27 protein-coding genes and 5 pseudogenes are annotated in these 24424 nt (G+C 26.4%); 24 read left to right on the top strand and 8 right to left on the bottom strand.

Annotated elements, in window-relative coordinates:
• Window positions 1-991: 991 nt before the first annotated feature.
• On the top strand, window positions 992-1480 hold the full coding sequence (locus DB723_RS04265) for a P13 family porin (RefSeq protein ID WP_151552968.1): 489 nt from the start codon (window positions 992-994) through the stop codon (window positions 1478-1480).
• 189 nt (window positions 1481-1669) lie between these two features.
• Window positions 1670-2188, top strand: a complete 519-nt coding sequence (locus DB723_RS04270; RefSeq protein ID WP_151552970.1) for a BBA03 family outer surface lipoprotein — start codon at window positions 1670-1672, stop codon at window positions 2186-2188.
• A gap of 135 nt (window positions 2189-2323) precedes the next feature.
• On the opposite strand, the gene DB723_RS04275 is transcribed toward DB723_RS04270, so the two are convergent.
• The 3 genes from DB723_RS04275 to DB723_RS04285 form a co-directional block, all read right to left on the bottom strand.
• Window positions 2324-3172 (bottom strand): S2/P23 family protein, encoded by an 849-nt coding sequence (locus DB723_RS04275; RefSeq protein ID WP_151552972.1) that lies wholly within the window; start codon window positions 3170-3172, stop codon window positions 2324-2326.
• 98 nt (window positions 3173-3270) lie between these two features.
• Window positions 3271-4512: a hypothetical protein gene (locus DB723_RS04280; protein ID WP_151552974.1), complete on the bottom strand. Its 1242-nt coding sequence runs from the start codon at window positions 4510-4512 to the stop codon at window positions 3271-3273.
• Window positions 4513-4925: 413 nt separating this feature from the next.
• Window positions 4926-5399, bottom strand: coding sequence for a BBA07 family lipoprotein (locus DB723_RS04285; protein WP_151552976.1), 474 nt, complete (start codon window positions 5397-5399; stop codon window positions 4926-4928).
• 170 nt (window positions 5400-5569) lie between these two features.
• Between DB723_RS04285 and DB723_RS04290 the strand changes: the two genes are divergently transcribed.
• The 17 genes and pseudogenes from DB723_RS04290 (at window position 5570) to DB723_RS04355 (ending at window position 16240) form a co-directional block, all read left to right on the top strand.
• Window positions 5570-5800: a contractile injection system sheath initiator gene (locus DB723_RS04290; protein ID WP_228459396.1), complete on the top strand. Its 231-nt coding sequence runs from the start codon at window positions 5570-5572 to the stop codon at window positions 5798-5800.
• 93 nt (window positions 5801-5893) lie between these two features.
• Window positions 5894-6061: a DUF276 domain-containing protein gene (locus DB723_RS05645; RefSeq protein WP_267128465.1), complete on the top strand. Its 168-nt coding sequence runs from the start codon at window positions 5894-5896 to the stop codon at window positions 6059-6061.
• Between the two features lie 25 nt (window positions 6062-6086).
• Window positions 6087-6801: pseudogene (locus DB723_RS05655) on the top strand (DUF276 domain-containing protein).
• A pseudogene (locus DB723_RS04300) lies at window positions 6758-7366 on the top strand (DUF735 family protein). Before DB723_RS05655 ends, DB723_RS04300 begins: the two co-directional pseudogenes overlap by 44 nt.
• A 78-nt stretch (window positions 7367-7444) precedes the next feature.
• Complete coding sequence (locus tag DB723_RS05425) at window positions 7445-7798, top strand: DUF685 domain-containing protein (protein ID WP_228459399.1); 354 nt, start codon at window positions 7445-7447, stop codon at window positions 7796-7798.
• A gap of 17 nt (window positions 7799-7815) precedes the next feature.
• On the top strand, window positions 7816-8484 hold the full coding sequence (locus DB723_RS05430; RefSeq protein WP_228459400.1) for a DUF685 domain-containing protein: 669 nt from the start codon (window positions 7816-7818) through the stop codon (window positions 8482-8484).
• A gap of 22 nt (window positions 8485-8506) precedes the next feature.
• Window positions 8507-8686 carry a BlyA family holin gene (locus DB723_RS04310; protein ID WP_151552978.1) on the top strand — a complete coding sequence of 60 codons (180 nt, stop codon included), beginning with the start codon at window positions 8507-8509 and terminating at the stop codon, window positions 8684-8686.
• Window positions 8683-8985, top strand: a complete 303-nt coding sequence (locus DB723_RS04315; RefSeq protein ID WP_228459401.1) for a BlyB family putative holin accessory protein — start codon at window positions 8683-8685, stop codon at window positions 8983-8985. Before DB723_RS04310 ends, DB723_RS04315 begins: the two co-directional genes overlap by 4 nt.
• 3 nt (window positions 8986-8988) lie before the next feature.
• Window positions 8989-9117: a hypothetical protein gene (locus DB723_RS05660; RefSeq protein ID WP_267128466.1), complete on the top strand. Its 129-nt coding sequence runs from the start codon at window positions 8989-8991 to the stop codon at window positions 9115-9117.
• Between the two features lie 260 nt (window positions 9118-9377).
• Window positions 9378-9476, top strand: a pseudogene (locus tag DB723_RS05670) (BBA14 family lipoprotein); the annotation flags it as partial.
• A gap of 216 nt (window positions 9477-9692) precedes the next feature.
• Complete coding sequence (gene ospA, locus DB723_RS04325; protein WP_151552980.1) at window positions 9693-10511, top strand: outer surface lipoprotein OspA; 819 nt, start codon at window positions 9693-9695, stop codon at window positions 10509-10511.
• A gap of 9 nt (window positions 10512-10520) precedes the next feature.
• Window positions 10521-11420 (top strand): outer surface lipoprotein OspB, encoded by a 900-nt coding sequence (ospB, locus tag DB723_RS04330; RefSeq protein ID WP_151552982.1) that lies wholly within the window; start codon window positions 10521-10523, stop codon window positions 11418-11420.
• A gap of 571 nt (window positions 11421-11991) precedes the next feature.
• Window positions 11992-13182, top strand: coding sequence for a plasmid maintenance protein (locus tag DB723_RS04335; protein ID WP_151552984.1), 1191 nt, complete (start codon window positions 11992-11994; stop codon window positions 13180-13182).
• A 44-nt stretch (window positions 13183-13226) separates the two neighbouring features.
• Window positions 13227-13811: a DUF226 domain-containing protein gene (locus tag DB723_RS04340; protein ID WP_151552986.1), complete on the top strand. Its 585-nt coding sequence runs from the start codon at window positions 13227-13229 to the stop codon at window positions 13809-13811.
• Window positions 13787-14554, top strand: a complete 768-nt coding sequence (locus DB723_RS04345; protein WP_151552989.1) for a ParA family protein — start codon at window positions 13787-13789, stop codon at window positions 14552-14554. Before DB723_RS04340 ends, DB723_RS04345 begins: the two co-directional genes overlap by 25 nt.
• Before the next feature lie 11 nt (window positions 14555-14565).
• Window positions 14566-15111 carry a chromosome replication/partitioning protein gene (locus DB723_RS04350; RefSeq protein WP_151552991.1) on the top strand — a complete coding sequence of 182 codons (546 nt, stop codon included), beginning with the start codon at window positions 14566-14568 and terminating at the stop codon, window positions 15109-15111.
• Between the two features lie 696 nt (window positions 15112-15807).
• Window positions 15808-16240, top strand: a pseudogene (locus DB723_RS04355) (DUF261 domain-containing protein).
• A gap of 327 nt (window positions 16241-16567) precedes the next feature.
• Here DB723_RS04355 and dbpA read toward each other — a convergent pair.
• The 4 genes from dbpA to DB723_RS05435 all read right to left on the bottom strand — a co-directional run bounded on the left by dbpA (window position 16568) and on the right by DB723_RS05435 (window position 18856).
• Window positions 16568-17119 (bottom strand): decorin-binding protein DbpA, encoded by a 552-nt coding sequence (gene dbpA, locus DB723_RS04360; protein WP_151552993.1) that lies wholly within the window; start codon window positions 17117-17119, stop codon window positions 16568-16570.
• 117 nt (window positions 17120-17236) lie between these two features.
• Window positions 17237-17794, bottom strand: a complete 558-nt coding sequence (gene dbpB / locus DB723_RS04365) for a decorin-binding protein DbpB (RefSeq protein ID WP_151552995.1) — start codon at window positions 17792-17794, stop codon at window positions 17237-17239.
• 441 nt (window positions 17795-18235) lie between these two features.
• Complete coding sequence (locus DB723_RS04370) at window positions 18236-18493, bottom strand: hypothetical protein (RefSeq protein ID WP_151552997.1); 258 nt, start codon at window positions 18491-18493, stop codon at window positions 18236-18238.
• Window positions 18494-18703: 210 nt separating this feature from the next.
• Window positions 18704-18856: a hypothetical protein gene (locus tag DB723_RS05435; protein WP_228459403.1), complete on the bottom strand. Its 153-nt coding sequence runs from the start codon at window positions 18854-18856 to the stop codon at window positions 18704-18706.
• 1 nt (window position 18857) lies between these two features.
• On the opposite strand from DB723_RS05435, the gene DB723_RS05440 reads away from it, so the two are divergent.
• From DB723_RS05440 to DB723_RS04390, 5 genes and pseudogenes are all read left to right on the top strand, one after another.
• Complete coding sequence (locus tag DB723_RS05440) at window positions 18858-19100, top strand: hypothetical protein (RefSeq protein ID WP_228459404.1); 243 nt, start codon at window positions 18858-18860, stop codon at window positions 19098-19100.
• A gap of 134 nt (window positions 19101-19234) precedes the next feature.
• A pseudogene (locus tag DB723_RS04380) lies at window positions 19235-20579 on the top strand (PBSX family phage terminase large subunit).
• 281 nt (window positions 20580-20860) lie between these two features.
• Window positions 20861-21364 (top strand): hypothetical protein, encoded by a 504-nt coding sequence (locus DB723_RS05350; RefSeq protein ID WP_188093268.1) that lies wholly within the window; start codon window positions 20861-20863, stop codon window positions 21362-21364.
• Between the two features lie 124 nt (window positions 21365-21488).
• Window positions 21489-21701, top strand: a complete 213-nt coding sequence (locus DB723_RS04385) for a hypothetical protein (RefSeq protein ID WP_151552999.1) — start codon at window positions 21489-21491, stop codon at window positions 21699-21701.
• A 253-nt stretch (window positions 21702-21954) separates the two neighbouring features.
• On the top strand, window positions 21955-22422 hold the full coding sequence (locus DB723_RS04390; protein WP_151553001.1) for a hypothetical protein: 468 nt from the start codon (window positions 21955-21957) through the stop codon (window positions 22420-22422).
• Window positions 22423-22513: 91 nt separating this feature from the next.
• Here DB723_RS04390 and DB723_RS04395 read toward each other — a convergent pair whose 3' ends face one another.
• Window positions 22514-24100, bottom strand: a complete 1587-nt coding sequence (locus DB723_RS04395) for a peptide ABC transporter substrate-binding protein (RefSeq protein ID WP_151553003.1) — start codon at window positions 24098-24100, stop codon at window positions 22514-22516.
• Window positions 24101-24424: the final 324 nt, after the last annotated feature.

The following is a 24424-nucleotide window of genomic DNA, read 5'->3' on the forward strand; positions in this document are numbered from 1 at the left end:
TTATATTAGTATACTAATAAATTCTTATATATATAAGAATTTATTAGTATACTAATATAATTTTACTTGATAATAACATACTTATCAAAGCTATTAATATAGCTGTCATTTATATTATAAAGATGTAATTCAATAAACATATCTCGAACAACTTTTAGCATTAAATCTAATAATCTTTCCAACCTAATTAATTAACCAAAGAAATTTACTATTTTATATTAACTTCTTGGTTAAAAGAATCTCAAAAACATGTATAACTGGTAGATAGTACTATTCCCCCCATAAAAGAGCTTTGACTTAATATAGTTGCAATTTTGGTTTCTAATCTACATTAAGAATTGAATTTAATATTAATAATATCTGAGTAAGCTTTCAAACTCATTTCTAACAAAATAAAACGAAAAAACTTAAGACCACATATCCGTCCATTCATTTTATTAAAGAATACTATAAACACTTCCAAAAATTTGTTTTTCAATCTAAAATTGAACTTTTTAAAAATCTTATTTTATTTTTTTAATTCATATTACTATTTTATTCACTTAGATATTTTTTAAAAATCTATTGCCACGGTAGCAAAATAATTTCTAATAGAGACTAAATAGGAATATTTTCAGTAAAACATTAGAATAATTGCTAAAAATAATTTCAAAACCCCAAACTCATATGAATCGTAAGCTAAAAAATATAATTTGCCCTTATACTTCCCTTTTGCATTCATTTACAACTTACAATTAACCCGCAAAAATTAAATATATTTATATTTTTATTAAGATTTTTTCAAAAAGTTTTCCTATTTTGTCCTTAATGTCAGCAAACATTAATAAAAATGCTAATTTAAGCTTCAAAAAACTCAATAAATGCTTAATTAAAGTCACAAAAAATCAATTTTGGCAAACTATGGCTTTTTTTGCTTATAAAAAGCTGATGTTAATTATAAATTGCGCTAATATTTTACTTGTCAAACTTATTATTAGGAGATAATAAAAATATGAAAAAAATTTTCACATTAATATTAATTTTTGGATTGACAATTCAAACCTTTGCCACAAAAGATAAACAAGATAGAATTGAAAAAGGCATTGAAAGTTTCAACAAATATGATAAAGAAAAAAAAGATCCGACAGGACCATTTCTTTTAAATTTATTTTTGCCTTTTGGAATAGGATCCTTTGTCCAAGGAGATTATATTGGTGGTGGCTCAGTACTTAGCTTTAATTTACTAGGAGCAATACTTTTAGGAACTGGAATGATTCTTAAAACTAGTGAAACACAATTAACAACTGGGTCCATACTAATAGGAGTAGGAGCAAGCATAATTTTAGTATCCCATATAACCTCACTTATTATTCCATTTACATTTGCAAATTGGCATAATTACAATCTTAAAAAAAGACTCAGTACTGAGCTTGCGGGTTTTGAGCCTAATTTTGATATTGGGACAAGTGGATTTCAACTGTCGTTTAAAAAAAGTTATTAAATAAATCAATCAATAATAAGAAAAAAATTTTTAAGACCTAAATTAATATTAAGATTAATTCGCAAGTATTTTAAATACCAAATTTATTCAATATTTTTAACAATTAATAATTAAAATGTTCTAAACATAATATTAAAATGATATAATTACTAATTAATAACAATTAAAATACTTTTTAAGGAGACTATTTTGAAAAAAACTATTATTATTTTTATCATATTGGCATTGCTGTCTAATTGTACAAAAAAATCTAATGATACCAAGCCAAATAATGATTTAGATGAAGAATCTAAAAAATTACAATCTAAATCAAATCTAGTTGATGAGGATAGGATTGAATTTAGTAAAACAACACCTTTAGAAAAACTCATAAGCAGATTAAATTTAAACCATACAGAAAAAGAAACACTAACATTTCTAACAAACTCATTAAAAGAAAAACTAGTAGACCCAAATATTGGTTTAAATTTTAAAAATACTGGCGGAGATGAGAGCAAAATAGAAGAAACTGTACACAAATTTCTCTCAAATCTAAAAGAAGACGAAATAAAAGAAATGCTTGAAAAAATTAAAGAAAATAAAAATACAAACGAAAAAAATCCCGAAAAGTTAAACACCTATAAAACCGTACTTGCTAGCGGATTTGATGGAATTTTTAGCCAATCTGATTCAAAGACTATATTCAATACCCTCAAAGACGCTCTATAATACCAAAATAAATTAAAAACTTACAATTTGAAATCTGTAAATTGTAAATTACAAATTGTAACTTACAATTTACAATTAATTAAAAAAAGCTAGTGGTTAAAAACTACTAGCTTTTAAATAGCTTGAAATAACTTTTTAGTTAATCAAAGAATTAAATGCAGGACTTGCACTTTTTATCTTAGGATATTTTTCAATTATTTTTTTCATAGTAACATTAAAAAGCTTAGAATCAAGTGAAATTCTGTAAACTTTTTCATTTTTTGGATATTGCTTAGATTTAATGCTAATCTCAGCAATCATATCGATCCAAATTCCATTATTATAAAGAGAAGTAAAAGCCTCAACCACTTTTTTAGCATCACTAGAGCCAAAAGGATATGCGGTTACAAGTCCAAGCTCAACTGATTTTTCAGACATTGGAAGTCCCCCAAAAAATTTGCCCTTATTTTCATTAAAATTTATATCGCTTCCCTTGTTTATCAATTTAAATCCAGAAACAGAATAAAACGGATCACTCTCATCAGTAGTTTCAAAAATTATTAAAGGCATAGCATAAGAAATGTAGTTTCCGTCAACAGGAGAAACAAGATAAGAATATTTAATCCCCTTAAGCTCCTTAATAAAATTTCCACTCTCATTCAACAAATCTCTAGCTTTAATTTTGATCCAACGAACGTAAACCGGCCAAAAAAAAGTATTTATTGATTTTATTCCTTCCAAAAGCTCTATTTGATTGTAATCAATAAATTTATTTTTATTTTCAAGCGCTTTTAAAGTCTCATAATTTTGAAAATCGGAGGCCAAGCTAGAATCATCTGAAAATCGCCTAAAATTTAATGTGCCTAGATCTCTTTTTTTTTGATCTACCCCATCAGGTCCACTTTCTCCAAAAAGCCTACCACTACTTTCTCTCTCCATTTTTGAATTATCATCTAAATTACAACCTAGAATTAAAACCACAACAGATACAATGACTCTTTTCAAAACGCTCCCCCTTAAACTTTTATTTAATATTTGAAATATTAAATAATATTATTAGAAGCAAATGTAGATCAATTAACAAAAAAAGCAAAACAAAATCCTTAACGCCTGCTAATCTCTTTTATTAAACCGTTTAACATGTGATTTATATAATCATAAAGTTTTTTATTCTTGCCAATATTGTTGTAATAAAGTTTAAAAATTTCTAAAAGAGTACTTCTAGCTTTAAAAATTAACACTCTTTTGTTTTTGTTCCTAATAGCACCTAATGCTTGCTTGAAAGACTTGCGAGATTTCTCCATTTCTTTTAAAAAATTATTAACATCATAATTTAATGTTATTTCTTCTAGCTTTCTCAATATTAACCTAGAATATTCCTTGCCAAGTCTTTTAAATAAATCGTCAAGATTGTCAAAATCTAATTCCCCGTCTAACAAAACCCTGCAACATTGCAAAGTCTCATCTTCTTCGTCTGTTAAATTGCGCTTCCAATTTAAATGCCAGTCAAGCTCTGACTTTGTGGTAAGAGAAAAATTTTTTAATTCAAGAAGTTCTTTACTAACACTACTAATTTGCTGATCAATTGTTTTTTCAAGAGCAATAAGTATGTCCGTATTTGAACCACCAGCATTAATTTTAGTTAAATAAAACTGTTGACATAAATTCATGTCTAAAAGAGAAATTTCATCTTCTCTATCACTTTTATCGGAATAATTTTCAATTAATCTCACTAAAATACTTATTTTGGAAGACAAATCCCCCCAACGCTTTTTACCTATATCAAGCAAAAACTGATTAACATCTTTCTCGCTGTATCTATATTTTGCCAAAACTTCATCATTGTTTAAAAGCCAACCACCAAGAGCATATCTATTCTCATCATTTTGCAAAGATTTCTTGAAAAACTCAAAATTTTTGTCTTCTTCCAAATTTAAATGGGGAATCCAAATTTCATCATTGTTATTTTTCAGTAAAGCTTTACTGTGTCTTGACTTGCCAATATTATGATTTAAAGCACTTTCTTTCAAAAACTCAGCATTATCTAAATTAGCCAAATCATTGCTAGACTGATCCGAATCTTTAGAATTTCTTAAAGTTTGTGAATCCTTTTTAAGGTCTTTGAATTCTCTCAAGCCTGCTTGGCTATTTTTTTTGCTTTTTGAATTAATTAAATTCAAATCTTTAAGCTTATTTTTTCCAAACTCTAAAGATTTTTTTTCATTGTTGATTGATTTTTTTTTATTGTTGGAAATCGGAACTTTTAAATCTTCTTCTGTCGATTTTCTATTACAATTAACAAACAATAGAAGACTAATAATAAATGCAATTTCTATTTTATTCATAAATTAAATTTCCTCTATTTAATTATAGGTTTAAATAAAAATATAGCTCATTTTATATACACTAAATGTATGCACTGCTTTAATTCTTACCACAAAAGGAGTTAAGCTCACAATTAATTTTAATAATTGTTTTTTAAAATAAAAAAACGAATTAAAATAGCGCTAATTAAGCATTAAGCTTAATTTATTTTAAATAATACCTTTAATACAAATTAGTATTAATAACCTGTATTATTTAATAAAGTTATAAAATTTCACAAGTAAGTCAAAAACATTAATATCTACCAAATCATGGAAATTTGAATTTTCAAATCTAAATATATTTAAAAAACAGCAAGAAAAAATAAATATAAATAGAAAGATCAACTCTCTAAAGGAGAGCTAATCTAAACATTAACTACCATGAAAAAAGTTTAAAACGAAACAGATATATCATAGTTTTTAACAAGAGTACAAGCCTCCTCAATGCTTTTAGCAGTAATAAAAGATTGTCTCAAATTCTCTATGTAAGTTTTTTCAACCTGTAACAACTGCTGCTTAACATTAGCAACATTTGCAGCATTTGAATTCTCAAGAGATATTTTGGCCTTTCTTTTAGCTTGTAAACACTTAACAACAGTAGCAAGCATTTCTTTTACTTTCTCTTCATTAACATTAAAAATTTGATTAAACTTATCAGGATTGCTATCAAGAACCACTTGTTTAAGAAAAAACAAAGCTTCTTTTTGGTTATCATTTAATGAATCTACAAAAGAAGTTTTAAGTTCATTGCTTGATGCACCACTAGAAGAATTTAAAAGCTTTGAAGACCTCCTACTAAGATCAGGATAATTAAATTCTTTACAAGAAAAGAATAATAAAACAACAAATAATAAAATATTTTTCATACAATCTCCCGCCAATGCGATTATGAAAATATTTAAATATCAAAATTAAATAAACTTTTTTAAAAAAAATATAAATTATAATATATCTCAACATTTAAAATAATAAACATTTTGTAAAACTTTATAGCAATATCTAACAAAATATGCTAAAATGATTTTGGTAGTTAAAAATGGAAATTAAAATTGATGAAAAATTTAATATAGTATTTAACAATGATCTTAAATTAATAGAAAACATTGAAGAACAAAAACAGAGATTATTCCTTTACCTTAAGACACCAAAAGGCAGATTTAAGGAAAATCCAAGTTACGGATTTGACTACAACTTTTACTCTAAGCTTTGCAAAGCCAATAAACTAGAATCTATTAAAAATTTTTTCAAACCTTTCAAAAGAACTTAAAATAGATCTTATTAATGTAAAGTCAAGCATTAAAAACAATAACAATAAAATTTTTCTTTTTGGGGAAAACTCTTTAAAAATGGATTTTAAAACATGAGTATAATTTTTGATAAAAACTTAGGAATATTAGAAAAAACAATAGAAGAAATTCAAAATGAAAAAAAACATATTTTGAGAACAAAATATGGCATAAACATTAAAGAAAATTCAATTTACGACATAATTAACTTTCCAAGCCAAGTATTGATAAATAAATATTAGAAGTCTTAAAAGAGCTTTTCCCAAAATAAAAGAAAATGGAAGCTATTTTAATGCACTAAAAGAAGATTTAAGTACATCCAAAAGCTCCACTTACGAAGCAATAAGAAAAGCTCTACTAAATATTCAAGGGATTAAATAAATATTTTAAGTGGGCCTGGAACAATTAGCCTATACTTAATACTACAAGACGACTGTTTTAAAAACAAAGAAAAAATCAAATTAAAATTGAGACTAAAAAAAATATTTGGAAAGCAATATACTATACAGCACCAAGTGGAACTGTTTTTAAAGGCGACATTGAGATTGAATTTTTAAACAAACACAATCAGAAAAAACATACAAATTCAGCTTAGACAAAAAAATATGCATATCTTAAAGCAGTCTACAAAACAGAAGCAAAAGACACAATCTACAAAGAAATAGATACTCAAATTAGAGACATTTACAATAAAATATTAACCAAAAAATACATTGAAATGGGAATATCTCTTAGATATCAAGACTTTCTTGAACCAGTTAGCATTATTAGAGGAATTAAAGAACTAAAAATTGGAGTTTGTATTAAAAGTGATGACGCAAAAAAATCACAGAACTTAGTGATGGTGATTTTGCATTCAATAAAGACTAAAACACTAAAGAGAATGAAATCATTATTTTTAATACAAGCAAAAGACTACTTATTAACAGAAAATAAAAATGAACAAAGAAATACCCAAATTTTTAGAAAATACTCAGATTGAAAAATTCATTTACAATGAGCTTGATTACAAAAAAGAGATATTAAGAGAACTAAAAGAACTGCTTGAAAACTTTAACACAATTAATATTAAAAAGAGCATTAACTCTAAATACATTGCATTACTAATACTTTCAATATTTAATGCATTTCACTTTAAAAAAGAACTAGACAAAAATCTTGTCAACTCTTTAGACGCTATTATTTTTGAAATCAAATCTATTGGCACTGACGAGAGCTTTATTGTGCTCTTTAAAGCATTTTTACACGCAAATGTAGAAGTCAACTCAAACGAAAACGCTCCGGGCGAAATAATAATAAAATTAATTGGAAACATTAAGTCTCCGATTGAATTTAATATTGCTGTAAAAATCAAAACAAACTAAAAAAATAACTGCAAAGCACTCTGGATTTAAAAAGCTCTAGCTTCTAGCTATATGCCCAAAGATTACAAAAATTCAGTATATGAATTTATTAAAATATTAATTTCCATAAGAAGGATAGTAAAAATCATAGACAAAAAACAAATAGAAATAAAAAGCACAAGAACAAAAAATTTAACACATTAGATCATTTTTTTGATCTAATGTCTACTAGCACGTGTAAATAACAATTTAAAACTAAAAGAAATTTAAAAAGGAGAATTTATGAATACCAACGAACCGCAAGAAAGTGTGCAAATAAAAGATTTAAACAGAAAAACAAAAGTTAATCAAAGTGATCTTATTCCTATTGATGACATAGTAGAAGATACTTATGCAATCACATATAAAAATCTCCTGGAAGAAATACAAAACGATACATTTTACAACAGCGAATTTCAAAGCTTTAAAAAAGCAATAAAAGACGTAATTAGCAAGGAGCTTTTAAAAAATAAAGAATATATAAAAAACACTTACATTAAAGTAATCTCTAAGCTTTTAGGACTAAGCGAACCACTTGAAAGCATAGATTTGACAATGTTTTTAGAAAGGTTAAATCTACTTTTATTTCAAGCCTAAAGCACACAAACACAAAATTGTCTTCAAACAAAATTTCAATTTATAACTCAGACACAAAAGATCTTGAACTTATTCAATTTGAAATCTTGATTGAAAGTTTAAAAGAAGTTCTTGCAGAAAAATCTGATACAAATAAACTAAAAAACGACTTAAATAATTACTTACAAATAAACAATTTTACAGATAAATTCCAAAGTTTTTTTATATCAATATCTAAAAAAACTCTTGATACAAAAAATGAACAAATTTTAAGCTGTTACCAAAACGGAATCCCACAAATTGTAGATATTCCTATTTGGCGGCAAGGAAAACCACACAACTTTGGAGAAGGAGGAGCACACACAATAGTTAATGACGATACAATAATAGAATTTCAATATAAAAACAAAGCTACAACCATTGTACTTAAAAATAAAAGTAGCACATCAATTGTAATAAACGAATCTTACAAAGCAGATTACATTTACTTACAAATTGACGCAGAAATTAGGCATTCAAGCTCAACAGAAGATCACAACAAACAATTTTACCTTCAATTTATAAAAAGCTCTGCAAAAATTCTAATAGCTTCATTTTCTTCTCAAAACATGCCCACATTTAAAACACCAATTTACAATGGTTGGTACTACGTTGGATCAGGCAGACTAAGCAAAGGAGAAGAAATGCCAATACTATACAAAGTATAAAAATAAATAAAAGGAAATATTTATGGACACAATACTTATTTTTTTGTCAACAATTGACAATACAAAACTCATTATATTAGAAGGATTTATTGTACTAGCAATAATGCAAATCATTTCGACAATAAACCCACAATTTAGAAAAAATTTAAATTTTCTCATAAAAAAGCTTTTAAAAAATAAAAATAAAAAGGAAACAAAATGAATAGTAAAATAAATATTAAATCTGGAATTGACGCTTTAAATAATTTATACGATTTTCTCAAAAATGGAAATTCTCCAACAGAAATGAAAGTAGAAAAGAGAATATATTTAGGACTTAATCTTTACAACCTAATAATGAGCATTTACAAAGACAAAATAAATACCTTGGAAAAGGAAGAATCAATAAAAATATTAAATGACATTGAAAATGTTAATAATAAAATCTCTCAACTTATATCAAGCATTAATGACGAGAGAGATGAAAGCATTATTGAGCATTTAAGAGAAGAAAGAAATTAGCTAATGGCAATCAAAACTCAAGAGATCCAAGAACAACAACTAAAAAAGTTCGCAGAAGATCCACAAAAAAACACCGCCAATAACAAAGATCAAAACTTAAAAGAACCCAAAGGAGATAAAATTGCAAATTAAAAATTTCCCTTTTTTGTTTTTATTAAACACTTTTATAATCTTTTCATGCTCTACAATAGCAAACCTTCCAGAAGAACCAGAATGCCAAAAAAAAAAGAATCAACATTAAAGGCTTTAAGCCTGTACGAAGCACATCCTTCAAGCTACATTATATACTTACAAACATTTCTTGTGAAGACTAAACAAAAAGTAAATGAAAAAATTATCCTGAATTACAACTTTTTGACGCTAGTAAGTTAGAAAAAGATCAAAATCTAAAATCAATCAAGGCTAACATTGCTAATTTAAAAAATCACATTGACAAAATAAAACCAATTGCAATGCAGATTTACAAAAAATACTCTAAAAATGCACCTTAGATCACTAAATAATTAAAATCATTTAACTTCTCTTTTTTCCTAAAGTCCCAAAATTGAGACTTTCTTTTTAAAGAAAAGTACATATTTAATCTATATCTAACTAAAATTTATTATCATTTGATTTTTTTTCAATTTTCTATTTGTTATTTATTAATCTTATAATATAATTATATTTGTATTAAGTTATATTAATATAATATAAAAGGAGAATATATTATGAAAAAATATTTATTGGGAATAGGTCTAATATTAGCATTAATAGCATGTAAGCAAAATGTTAGCAGCCTTGATGAAAAAAACAGCGTTTCAGTAGGATTGCCTGGTGAAATGAAAGTTCTTGTAAGCAAAGAAAAAGACAAGGACGGTAAGTACAGTCTAATGGCAACAGTAGACAAGCTTGAACTTAAAGGAACTTCTGATAAAAACAATGGTTCTGGAGTACTTGAAGGCGAAAAAGCTGACAAAAGTAAAGTAAAATTAACAGTTGCTGAAGATCTAAGCAAAACCACACTTGAAGTTTTAAAAGAAGATGGTAAAACATTAGTATCAAGAAAAGTAACTTCCAAAGACAAGTCATCAACAGAAGAAAAATTCAACGAAAAAGGCGAATTATCTGAAAAAACAATAACAAGAGCAGACGGAACAAGGCTTGAATACACAGAAATCAAAAGCGATGGAAACGGAAAAGCTAAAGAAGTTTTAAAAGGCTATGCTCTTGAAGGAACTTTAACTGCTGAAAAAACAACATTGGAAGTTAAAGAAGGAACAGTTACCCTAAGTAAGAACATTTCAAAATCTGGAGAAGTAACAGTTGCGCTTAATGACACTGCATCTGGTATTGCTAAAAAAACAGCTACATGGGAAAGTAGTACTAACACCTTAACAATTAGTGCTAACAGTAAAAAAACTCAAGACATTGTCTTTACAAAAGAAAACACAATTACAGTACAAAAATATGACTCAGGTGGCACCAAATTAGAAGGTAAAGCAGTTGAAATTAAAACACTTGACCAACTCAAAACCGCTTTAAAATAAGGAGAATTTATGAGATTATACTTACTAGGATTTGCTTTAGTATTAGCTTTAATGGCATGCGCACAAAAAGGTGCTGAACCTAAAAACACTACTCAAAAACACAATGATCAGGAAATTTTAGATTCCACCAAAAAAACATCAACACAGGCTGCTGAACAAGTCCTTCCTGCAGCAACAGAAGACTCCGTATCTTTGTTTAATGGAAAAGAAGTTTTCGTAAGCAAAGAAAAAAATGGCACTGGAAAATATGATTTAAGAGCAACAATTGATGGGGTTGAGCTTAAAGGAACTTCCGATAAAAATAATGGTTCTGGAAGCCTTGAGGGCGCAAAACCTGACAAGAGTAAAATAAAAATGTTGGTTTCTGAAGATCTAAATACAATCACTGTAGAAACATATGATGCTAGCAGCCAAAAAACTTCAAGCAAAGTTACTAAAAAACATGATTCAATAACAGAGGAAACTTTCAAAGCTAATAAATTAGACTCAAAAAAATTAACAAGAGCAAACGAAACTGTGCTTGAATACTCCCAAATGACAGATGCCGAGAATGCTACAAAAGCAGTAGAAACTCTAAAAAATGGCATTAAGTTTGAAGGAAACCTTGTAGGTGGAAAAACAACAGTAAAAATAACAGAGGGTACTGTTACTCTAACAAGAGAAATTGAAAAAGACGGAAAAGTAAAAGTCTTTTTAAGTGACACTGCACACAGTGCTAAAAAAACAGCTACATGGCAAGAAAGTACTAACACCTTAACAATTAGCGCTGAAAGCAAAAAAACTAAAGATTTAGTGTTCTTAACAGACGGTACAATTACAGTACAAAGTTATGACACAGGTGGAAGTGCCCTTGAAGGATTAGCAAAGGAACTTAAAGATATTTCAGAACTTAAAGGTGCTTTAAAATAATATATAAGTAAACTTCCCGCAAAGGCATTCGCCAATGTAGGAAGTTACTCATTACTAAAAATTGAATTTATAGATTTTTCAATTTGTTACTTCTGGAAAAAGTCTCTTAGGAGACTTTTTCTCTTATAAAAATAGAAAACATAAAATAATACAAAAGTCAGACATTTAAGCCTTTAAAATCAAAATAAAAAGCCTTAACAGGCTGAATACATATATCTAAAATCAAGAAAACTAATGGGGCTAATTCCCTCATCCAAGACCAGCTGCTCCCTGAGTGAAGGATCAATATAAATAAAACAATCTAATCGTAAATTTTTAATACAATTGAACCCATCGCTAATAAGCTCACTATTTAAAATAAAAATTAACGCATAAATAACTTACTCCTAATATAAGTTTATTTTTTATTATATTTTATTACAAAAACTTAATTATTGAAAGTATACTTAACAAGTATACTTTCAATATACTTTTTTTTCTCTTTTTTATATGAAAATACTTTACTTTTTTAAGAAACTGTACTATTAATTAAATTAGAATCAAAGAAATTACTTATATTAGGAGTATAAAATTGAAAACAATAAAACAAAATCCGCTAAACACTACAAAAAAGATAAAAAAAACTACAAAGAACTTTCAGCATAACTTAATTGTATTAATCTCGACTCTCAACTTTATAAACTTAAACTTAAAAAAATATACACAAAAACACATACTTTATTTTCTAAATAAAAACCTTGAAAGAAATAAACAAAAACCAATAAAACTAAAAACACTACAAAACTATTTATACATACTAGAGAAAAAATTTAAAGTCACACTAAATTACTGTAAACATTTGGGAAAAAATTCTGGAAGCGAAACTTACTATAAACTTAAATATGAAAAAGAAAAATGCTATTTGATAATTAATACATACTTCAAAGAAAAAATAACTAATAAGATTAATGAATTTATACAAAGAATAAAAAAATTTAATAAAACAAATGGGAGTGTTAAATGGGAGTGTATTAATAATACTAATAATATATATAAATATAAAGAATATAGAAACATACACAAAAATTCTAAAAAAACAATAAATAATGAAATATTAAAAAAATATTTGAGCAAATGTAATTTTAAAACAGAAATTCCGTCTTTAATAATGAATTTAGAAACAACACATAGTATTAAAATACACCACTTAAGAAACTTAAAACATATTGAAAACGACCTTAAGGAAATAGATCCTGAGAACATTGAAAAGCATGTATCAAATGCAATAAAAGAAAATATAAATAATCCGGGATATCTGTGTAAATTTTTTAAAAAAAATGGCTACAAAAAGTTAATAAATAAAATAAAGGAAACAAATAAAAAAAATAAAAAAGAAATTTTAAGGAAAATTCTTAAAGAAAAAATAAAAGAGTTAGAAAATGAGCAATACAAAAAAGAAGATCTTGAAAGGTTTTTTAACAAAACATATGAAATTTACAAAACAAAACCACACTTCATAATAGAATATAAAAAATATCCAGATTTAAATAAGTTGGTTAAAAGAGCAAAAAAGGAAATCTTTAAGATCCAAGACAAAATACTAAGACTAAAAAGTATAAAAAACAACATTTTTAGTATATTATTAGAACAGTTAAGGCATAAAATAGAAGAAGATAAACTCATTCCCGCTTTAAAAAAATTTATCGAGAATGAGCCTAATCTTAGATATAGTAAGGTATTTGACAATTCTTACTATAATAATTTGATTAAAATAGTGAGCTAAAAAAATGTACAGGTTAGCTTTGCTATTAAGGAAAAAGGAAAACAATGACGGCTTTACTTGAACGATTAAAGCAAAAACAAAAAGAATTAAAATTAGACATAGATAATAAACCTAAATTCAAAAAAGAGAAAAAGACCAATGTCTTTTCTAAAATTGAGGAGGCTAAGGGCAGAAAAATATACCACACTAAAATCTTTAATGACTTTTATACATTTGGAATAAGTAAAAACGAACCTACAAAATTTTTCATTTCCTTAAGAGGAATTTTCAACATAGAAGACATAAGCATGTTTCATTTATTCTCTTTAAGAGAAGATGATGAATTCATGGGAATTCACTATGGAATAAGAAAGCTTGACAAAGCTTTTATTGTAAAGAACTTCAATAAAAAAGAAACTTATACTCTGAGAAAGTGCGAGTACATTGAATTTAGATTTAAGAAAGGCTCTGTTTTTTGTTATTTGAATGGTCTTCATATTCTACTTAAAAGGGATAGGATTAACAGTCCCTATTACAACACGCTTTTAAATATTATTTTAGAATTAGAAACTGGACTCTATAATTTTTACAACAAAGAATTATCGAAAGGGGGAATTATTCCTGAATGGATAAAAAAGAGACAAAAGTAATAACAATTGCAAGTATAAAAGGCGGTGTTGGTAAGAGTACAACAAGTTTAATTTTTGCAACATTGCTGTCAATCAAATGTAAAGTTCTTTTAATAGATATTGACACTCAAGCCTCAACAACAAGCTATTTTTTTAATAAAATTAAAGACAATAATGTAAACCTAATAAATAAAAATATATACGAGGTATTAATATCGAATTTACACATAGATAATGCATTAATAACAATTAACGAAAATTTAGATTTAATTCCAAGTTATTTAACGCTGCATAAATTTAATTCAGAATCTATTCCTTACAAAGAATTTAAATTAAAAGAACAACTAAAGTTGCTTAGCAATAATTATGACTATATAATACTTGATACAAATCCCAGCTTGGATTTTACTTTAACAAATGCTCTTGTATGTAGCAATTATATAATAATACCAATAACAGCAGAGAAATGGGCTGTTGAGAGTTTAGATTTGTTTAGTTTTTTTATGGATAAGCTATTATTAAATTTACCAGTTTATTTAATAAATACTAAATTTAAAAAAAACAATACTCATAAAGAACTTTTAAAGGTTTTAGAGAAAAATAATAATTTCTTGGGGACAATATCTGAGAGAGAAGATTTGAATAAAAGAATAGCAAAAAACGATAGATTTGATTTGACGAAGGATTACATAATAGAGTACCAAAATACACTTACTGCGTTTTTAAATAAAGCAGGTACGTACACTAAGTGTACTCAATTGTAAAGGAGGAACACGTGGAAATAAAGATAAATAAAAGGAATTTATCTGAGAGTGCTGTAGGAGAAGAACAAGCTCTTATTCATTATAATAAGCTTAAAGAAAAATTAAACATCAATTTTCAAAAAGAAATTTATTGCAAACTAGAAGCAATGAAAGTTCTAAAAGAAATTAAAGACAAGGAATATTATAGGCTGGATAACTATTCCAGTTTTGATGATTTTGCAAAAGACTATAGGCTTGCTAGAACTCAAACATATAAGTATCTCAAGATTGCAACAGCAATAGAAGAAGGTTTAATTGAAGAAAAGTATGTGGTTAAAAATGGGATTAATGATACAATTTGTCTACTTAAAACAAAAGAGAGCCCGAGTTTAAAAAAATCTAACCAAAATCCAATAAAACCACTAAGATTTCAGCTTAAAAAGGAAGAGTCTTATTCTTTTTATAAAAAAAATGCTAAGCTTACAAGCTTTCTTTTGGAAAAAATTTTTTTTGAGGAAAAAGATTTTTTATTAAAAATAATCAGTGAATTTGAAACTTCAAGGAATAAACGAAAATGAAATATTTATTTTTATTTGCAAAACTTGAAAAGTTAGTGTATACTTTATAGGTACAGACTGACACGCAATGTGTCGCTCTTAATATAAGGACCTGTTACCTTAAAGGGTTTATTGGCATTTCTTGCAATAGAAATCTCAATAAACCCTTTAACTTTTAATTGAATTTTTTATTTTTTAAGATCAATTGTAAAAAAATTTAGAAAAGTATTTACAAAGCACAAATTTTTTTATACTATAATATTAGTAAAAAACTTATATTAAGGGTTGAGATGAAAAGGCTTAATAAGGTCAAAAGAAAAGAATGCTGCAAGTTTTTAATTAAAACTTTTGCCATTAAAAACAATGGGGTTGAGTGGTTTGGTTTTAGTAATATTAAAAATTGGTTTTAAACTAAATATTTTCTTATTAAGCTTTAGATTTTAAATCGAGATTTATTATTGATTTGAGGACTATTAAAATTTAAAAACAAAATATTAGATTTTTAATGTTTTGGAGATTTTAATAGCATCTCTTAATAAGAGATCTCAAATGTGTGCTTCTTGTAAATAAAAATGAAGAAGACACATTTAATGATTTAAATATAGCAATACTTAAGGTGTAAAATACATATTTTAGCGGCTCTGATTAATAAGTTTTAAGAAGTTTGATTTAAATGAAAAACATTTTTACAATTTAAGATTTTAGGAGAATTAAAAAATGTTTATTGAAAAAATATTGCAAAGCAATCAAGAGCTGTTTAAAGATATTCAAAAGTCTGGGTGTTATTTTTTATCTCTACACTATTGGATATTTGTTTTAACAGGTTTTGATTTTAAGGTAAAAGACGTTAATTTAAATTATCAAAGGTTTTTAGAATTAGGGTACATTAGAAATGATTGTTATATTTTAAATCCATGTAAAATTCTTAGCTTTTATAAAAATATTTTCTAAGGTTAGATATGAGAGCCTATTTTATTTGCCTGCAGCTGGCAAAGAGTTTGAAATAATAGAGATCAAGCTAAAAGATCAGTCCTTTGTTCATTTTATTGCAATGGATAACAATAAGGTGCTTTATGATAGTCTTGATTTAAAGTCTAAAGGAAGGAAATTTGAAATAATATCAAAAAGAATATTTAATTATTTTGTTTGATATTGTTAATGTTATTTCTAAATAGTTTTTTCTCATTATTTTTTATTAGATTCCAGAAATGAATTAATCTTTTAGTTACTTTAATTTTTTTATTTCTTGATTATTTACTGTAGAGTTAGACGTATGTCAATTTTTAAGGTTTAAAAAGTTTATATTATTTTTATAGTTTTTACTTCTCAATTTTTGATATTTTTTAATATGTTTTATTGTAAGTTAATTAGTGTAAAATTTGAATGTATTAAAATCATTAAGATTAAGGCCAAACAACCTAAAACTAGTTTTAGGTTGTTTGGCCCATTGTTAGCTAAGCCAAGTACCGAAAATTATTTATTTTTTAGCACTTTTGCCGGCTGATTGGTCTTGTTGTTGTTTTAATTTAACTCTGTATAATTTTTCTTCCATTTTTTTTGCAATCTCAAGTATTCCTCCACCTGTGTTTGCAGGACTGTTTTCAGCCTCCTCTAGGAGTGTTTTTTGCAAGTGTTGTATTCCAACATCTTCTAGCGCTTTTGAGACTTTAAGCATTAAGTCAAACATTGCTGAGAACTGCCAGCTACTTCCACTCTCTTTAATTTTAGTGGCTTCCTCTTTTATTGCTTGTATGAATGTTTCTGCTACCGCAATAGCTCGCAGCTTTGCATTTCTTATGACATCAGGCTTTCCTGATACCCCAACACCTGTTTTTGTATCTGTAAAAGCTCCAAAATTTACGCCTTTTAAAGCAGCATCTTTTCTGATTTGATCTATTTCATCTTTAACGTTTTTAACTGATGATTCTAATTTAACTTTCATTTCTCCTGTTAGTCCACATGACATGAGCAGGTTAACAAGTAGAGCTAGTGTAAGTAAATTTTTAAAAATTATTTTATCTTTATTCATATAATATCCTTTTTGAATTTTAATAAAAGTATTAAATTAAAATAAACATTAAATTGCAAATACTAGGACAAGCTAAAATTTTATTTTTAGCTAATTCTAATTACAATATTTTAAGATTTATTTCTTTTTCTTACTTTTACTATTTTTCTTTTCTCCATCAATATTTTGTTTTGCTTTAATTGCTTCTAGCTGATTTTCTATTTTCACCTTAGCCTTAATCAATCTTTCAGCTGTGTTTATAGGATTGCTTTCAGCTTCTTCTAAAACATGTCCTTTTACATCTGTTATTCCAATTGCTTCTAGTGATTCTACAACTTCAAGCATTAAGTCAAACATAGCGAAGAATTGTTCACTGTTTCCATGTTCTTTAAGTTTTAAAGCCCCTTCTTCTATTTTCTTAAGAAACTTTTCTGTTTCGTCAATAGCTTGTACTTTTGCTTTTCTTAAAGTCTGTCCACCATTTGTCACTTTAGAACCTGTTTTACTGTCTGTAAAAGCTTCAAAATTTACATCCTTTTCGGCAGCTTCTTTTTTTATTTGCAAAATTTTGGTTTTTAAATTATTAGAAGATGATTCAAGGGCTGAATCTATTTTTTTCATGAATTGAAAATTACATGCCCTTAATAGAGAAACAAATAAAGCTGTAATTGTTAAATTCGTTTTTTTCAACTTTATTACCTCCTTTACGATGGATATTTTAAACCTAAATTTTAGTTCATTTTAATAGAAATAAAATAAAATAGATTAATCAATAAAATTAACAAAATTTTTGAGATTTGCACTAAGTTTTAAAACTGTTGAATTGGATTGAATTAAATTAAATTGGAGGCTTAATATTTTGATTTTTTAAGACTTATTTTAAGACTCATAAATTTGTTTTATTCAAATATAGCAATAATATTGTCTGGAATTGCAAGAATCTTTTGTATTCTAGTTGTACCTAGCGTTTTTTGGTTTTATGATTTATTTATAATGACCAGGGCGCTTATTACAAGTTGGTTATTTTATAAATTGAATCAAAGATCTAAATATTTAGGTCTTAAAAATAAAAGAGAAGCCTGCTCCCGCAATTTATTGGCTTCTCTTTTGAGTATTTTGACTATTTTGACATTAATTTTAAAAAATTAAGGAGCAGGACAAGCCTTCTAAGCTTTGTCCTTTTTTTGTGCTCCAGAGACTATTTTTATTTTTTTCTTTGATTACTATTTCTAGCAAACCCCCATTAGGTGTTTTGTTTTCAGCAATTTTGATTGCGCGTTTTATTTTTTCGTTTTGCTTGTTAACAACGATTTCTTTAATTTTTATTTTTTGTTCTTGAGTAAATACCTTGTCTGCATATTGCAGGATAATGTTAAAGATGTTAATAAAATACATTTTCTAAACTTATTTTTTCTTTGCCATCTATTTTAATTGATTTTATTCTATTTAAAAAGTATATCTCGTTAAATTAATTATTCAAATGAAAAACATTTAATTTTTCTAGGGTTTTTAAAAAAACTTAATTAAAATAAAATAATGATATTTAAAAATAGAAAAGAAGAATATATTTTTTTATTTAAAAAAGGGTTAAAAGATTTAGATATTTCAAGTTTTAGGTGTTGGCGAATCTTTTGTAGCAAAAGTCCGAAACAAATATTTTAAGTCCAATGATTCTGTTTGTAAAAGAGACTCTTTTTCTAGTGATTTAGCAGTAGAAAATGTTTCTGGAGTATCTTTTAATGAGGATAATTTTGACAATTTGGTACTACTTGCTACAAAAAAGGCTTGTGAGCTGGAAAATACTAAAAACGAGACCGAAAGACTATTTTACGAGATAGTTTGTTCTTTTATTAATTCTCATCACAGATATAAAAATTTAAGTTTGAAATCAATTAAAAAAGATGCATTAATCTTAGATTTAAAAATTAGCAAGCTTCAAAGCGAGCTTGACACACGCCAAATAAAAAAAGAGGTCTTAATGGGCAAGAAAGCCTTGAAATAGAGCTTGCTGCTAAGATTAAGGAGAGAGAAGATCTTCAAAAAAAGCTTATTAATATTTGCATGAGAGAGGATTTTGATGCTCTTGTTAAGCTTAAATTTGTTTTAAGTAGTAAGAATTTAAAATTGGAGTAAAATTTGAAATTCTTGAGATCCTTAACATTTCTCAATCTTCAGAAAAAGTTTAAAAATAAGTTTAATATTAACATTTTGGATTATATTAAACCAACCAACATTTGTTTTAAAGATTTTGAAAACAAATATTTAACTGCTAAGCAAAAAAAAGTGCTTTTTGACATAGAAAGTCACAATTATTTAAAAGTAATATTTAGGGCGGGATTGCAAGTGGTAAGACGTTTTTAGCCTCATATCTGCTTATTAAAAAGCTTATTGAAAACAAATCTTTTTATGAGCAAGATACTAATAATTTTATTATAGGCAATTCTATTGGCTTGTTAATGACAAATACCATAAAGCAAATAGAGAAAATTTGCGGTTTGTTAGGATTGATTATCAGAAAAAGAAAAGTGGGCAGTCTTTTTGTAAAATAGCAGGTCTTAAGCTTAATATTTATGGGGGTAAAAACAGAGATTCTTTTTCTAAGATTCGTGGGGGCAATAGTGCAATAATTTATGTAAATAAAGCAACAGTAATTCACAGAGAAACTTTGCTTGAGGCAATAAAAAGGCTTAGAAAGGGTAAAGAGATTATTATTTTTGATACAAATCCGGAAAGTTCAGCGCACTATTTTAAAACAGACTATATTGAAAATACAGATGTTTTTAAAACATATAATTTTACAACGTACGACAACCCTTTAAATTCAGCAGATTTTATTCAAACTCAAGAGAAACTTTACAAACATTTTCCTGCTTATAAGGCTCGTGTGCTTTACGGAGAGTAGATTTTAAATGAATCTACACTATTTAATGAAATAATTTTCAATTAAGATTATGAATTTAAAAGCCCAATATATACATTGATCCTGCATTCTCAGTATGTGAAGACAATACAGCTGTTTGTGTTTTAGAGCGCACTTTTGAGAAATTTTATGCATATATTTATCAAGATCAAAAACCAGTAAGCGATAGTTTAATGCTTGCCTCTATTCAAGTTTTAATAGAAAATTTCAATGTAAATACTGTTTACATTGAGGAGAGAGATAGCATCAAAGGGGATGGAATTTTAACTAAAACAATTCTTTTTTTAAGAAGCAAAAGCATTAACTATTTTAAAGTTGCACCAATAAAACCCTTGAGCAATAAATTTAAAAGAATATGTACTCTTATTCCTTTGTTTGAAAGCCGCAAAATAGAATTTTTAAAAATAATAAGTAATAAATGTAGTATCTGATATTTACAACTACAAAGGAGACGGCAAAACAAAAGATGATGCACTTGATTCTCTTGCAAATTCTTATCTTCTTTTGACGCTAAATTATAAAGAAAAATTATTTCATTTCGGCAACTTTAAATATTTATGATTTTATCTAAGTTTTTAGTTAGCAGTTTAAGTTTACACATAATATTTATTTTAAAATTTACTCTCTTTATGAGCTCTTTCAAAAAGAATTTAATTTAAAACAATTAAAATAATTTTTTAAAAAAACAATTTTTTTTAAAAAAAATAAGAGGAATATTAAATCTTTTAAAAGTTTTTAAAAATTTTTTAAGTTTAAATTTTTTTGAAATGTCATTGATGTGATTTATAATTAAATGCTTATTAATTTTTATTTTAAATAAATTATTTTTTTAAAGGCGTTATATGAGAAGTAAATTTTTATTTATTTATTTGTTTTCGGCTATAATCTTTTTGTTTGGCTGTAATGCTTCTTCAGAGGGCAAAGAAAGAAAACAATTAGATTTTTCAGATGCGCAAAGGCAAAAAGCTTTAAATGCTGTCAAAGGTCACTTTAATGGTGATTCTAAGAAAATAGCCAAAGTTGATCAATATTTTGAGCAAGTTGGTGATTCTAAAAGAGATGTTATTTTACAATTATTTATGATTGGTCTTGAGTATGTAAAATTAAAAGAATCAAAAGAAGAATCAAAAGAAGAATCAAAAGAAGAATCAAAAGAAGAATCAAAAGAAGAATCAAAAGAAGAATCAAAAGAAGAATCAAAAGAAGAATCAAAAAATAAAAATCCCGATTTAAAGGCCCTAAAAAGCACTTTTGAATCCAAGCTAAAACAATTTAATTACACAGAAGATGATTTTTATAAGTTAGTAGAGGAGTTTACTAGGTTTGTTGAACCTTTATCGGTTTAATTATTTAATTTAAGAGATTTTAAAATAAGTTTATTTTAAAATTGTATTATTTAAAAATTTTGACCATTTAAAAAGACATTAGATATTTTATTATCTATTCAGGTGTATTTCAGGGGAGAGAAATATGAGAATAGCCTTTTTCCATTTTTTTTTAATATTTCTTTTTGGATGTAGTTCTGTTAAATCAAGCAATAATAATACATTATCTAATAATAAACAGAGAGTTTCTAATTATAACAGAGAATATTATCAAAAAAACAGAGAGAAACTTAAATTAAGAGCTAGAGAACGATATCGTAAAAATAGAGAGAAAATTAAATCAAATAAAGAGAATTAAACTTATTAAAATTTTAAAGCAATTTTATTATTAAGTAATAAATTTATGATTTAAATCTATTAGTAGATTTATATGAAAGATTTGTGTTTATTGGTTATTTAAAATGTTTTATATTTTTAAAATAATTTTTAGCTTTTGAAATAATTTTGTGTTTTTGAAATAAATTGAATTTTGATTAGGAGAATATATATGAAGATATATATTTATATATTAGTAGTAGTACTAAGCTTGTTATTTAAACAATTTTTCTATTATGAATAAAGGTGATCCTAATAAATACAATTTAAACTTTTCTAAGTTTTCTTTAGCCGAGAGAGAGAGTGCTATTTTAAAGATTCAAAGAAAATTTAAAAGTCTTACTGATAGAATAAGCTCTAGAATTTCTAATTATAGTGAGATTAAAGTTAGCAATTTCTTTAGTGAATTTAGTGAACAAAAAATTAATCTTTTAAATAAAATATTAGAGATTTTAAAAGTTCAGCACGGGCTAATGGAAAAAAGTAGTAATAGTTTAAGTAAGCTTAGCACGCTAAGTAGCGGGAATTATACTGTTCTTGATCCACAACCAGAACTGAGACTTTTAAATCAAAAATATTCAGATATAGATGAAAAATTAAGAGAAATATGTAGTTACATTCTTAGTAATAGCATTGACTTTAATAAGGTTTTAAAAGATTTAACCTATTTAAAAGAGAGTTCTTTAGCATTAATGCAAAAATAAGTATTAAAAATTAAACATTTATTAATTTACATATTTAAAAAATTTTTTATAAATAGAGCCCGTAATTTTAGACTCTATTTATAAAAATCATTTATTCTTCTAAAGGCTTTATTTCTGATAGGGCAAATCTTTCTGAATTGTTTGTGCTCCACCCCGTCCATCTGTCATTTTTGAAAAGATAGTTCCCCGAAACATTGTATATAGGAATTATTGGGTAATCGGTTTCAATAATTATTTCTTCGATCTTTTTTAATAGTTCTAATCTATTTTTTTCATCCGCTTCAAGATCAGATTTATTAATCAGCTCGTCAAGTTCAGGATTTGAATATCCGTAAGATGAAAAATGCGAGTTTTTAGTTTCAAATATATTAAAGAATGCCATGGGATCTAAATAATCTCCTTGCCAGGACCTTATTGAGATCTCATATTGTCCTTTTATAACGTTTGACATATGGGTATTCCATGTTTCAGGCTCAATTTCTACATTAATATTTAAGACTTTTTTCCAGTGGCTTTGAATGAAACTGGCAACTTCTTTTTCAAGGTCGCTTTTATTGTATTTTATTGTAAGAGTTGGAAATTTTTTCCCATCCGGATATCCAGCTTCAGCTAAAAGTTTTTCTGCTTTTCGTGGGTTGTATAATTTTAATTTTTTTCCATAATTGTAATCTTTAATGTTGGGGCTAATTTTTCTTGTCGCTTTAAAGTTATTATCAAGCACTCTGTAGACTAGAGTTTCTCTGTCAACTGCAAGAGCCAGCGCTTCTCTAACTTTTACATTGTCAAGTGGCTTAACACTTGTGTTTAATGCAAAAAAACCAATTTGGTTAATGTCAGCTGAATAAAAGTCTTCTCTTAAGATAAGTTCATTAATAAGGCTTAATGGTATATTGTTAAAAATAGCATCTATTTCATTGTGTTCATACATGCTGTAAATTCTGCGTGTGTCGTTTATAGTAACAAATGTAATCTCATTAATAGCAACGCTTTTAGCATCGTAAAACTTTTTATTCTTTTCAAGAGATATTTCTTCGTTTAAAATTCTTCTTTTTAGTTTAAAAGGTCCACTTGTAACTATGTTCTCAGGACTTGTCCATTTATTTCCAAATTTTTTAACAATGTGAGTAGGAATGGGTATAAATATTGGGTTTGTAAGCATATCAAGAAAATATGTTGTTGGGTGAGAAAGAGTTATTTCTAAAGTTTTTTCATTAATTACCCTTATCCCAACTTCATCTGCATTTTCTTTTGTTGTTCGAAATTCTTTTGCATTTTTTATTTTTGATGTTAATAGGTTAATATTTGGGATGTCTAACTCATTTTCTAAGGCCATTATGTATGAGCTTCTAACAGTTTCTGCTGTTATTTTAACGCCATCACTCCAATAAATATCGTCTCTTAAATAGAATGTATAGCAAGTGTTGTCAAAGGAAATGTCCCAATTTTTTGCAAGTCCCGGCCTGTATCCACCAGTTTTGGGATCTCCTCTTAAAAGTCCAATAAATAGTTCATTTATAATTAAACTACCCAATCTGTCACTACAAAATTGTGGATCAAGCGATGTTGGCTCATCTCCAATTCCAACCCCAAAGACAAGGTCATCTTTTGCTTTAGAAATTGTGCACGAGATTGCAACCATAATGCCCAGTATTAAAATTAGTAATTTTTGCGATAACATGTTTTATTCACCTCTCTAGTTATATTTAATTGCAAGAATTAATAGGAAATTATATTGCAATATATTTTTTAAAAACATTTTATGCTTTTGTTTAACGTCTTAAAGTTTTGTTATTTTTGTTTATTTGGCAATTTAATTAATGTTTGTATTAAGAATTTTTATTTTTATCTAATTTAATCTTTTTAAATTAAAAAATTAAATTAGATAAACTTAAAATTTAAGTTTATATTTAAAGGTTATAAAACTCCAAACAAAGGTTCAAATTTTATTTGAAAAAAAACAAAGAGAGATATACTTGTTTATTGTTATAAATCAACAATTCAT

The sequence above is a fragment of the Borrelia maritima genome, assembly GCF_008931845.1.
Taxonomy (GTDB): domain Bacteria; phylum Spirochaetota; class Spirochaetia; order Borreliales; family Borreliaceae; genus Borreliella; species Borreliella maritima.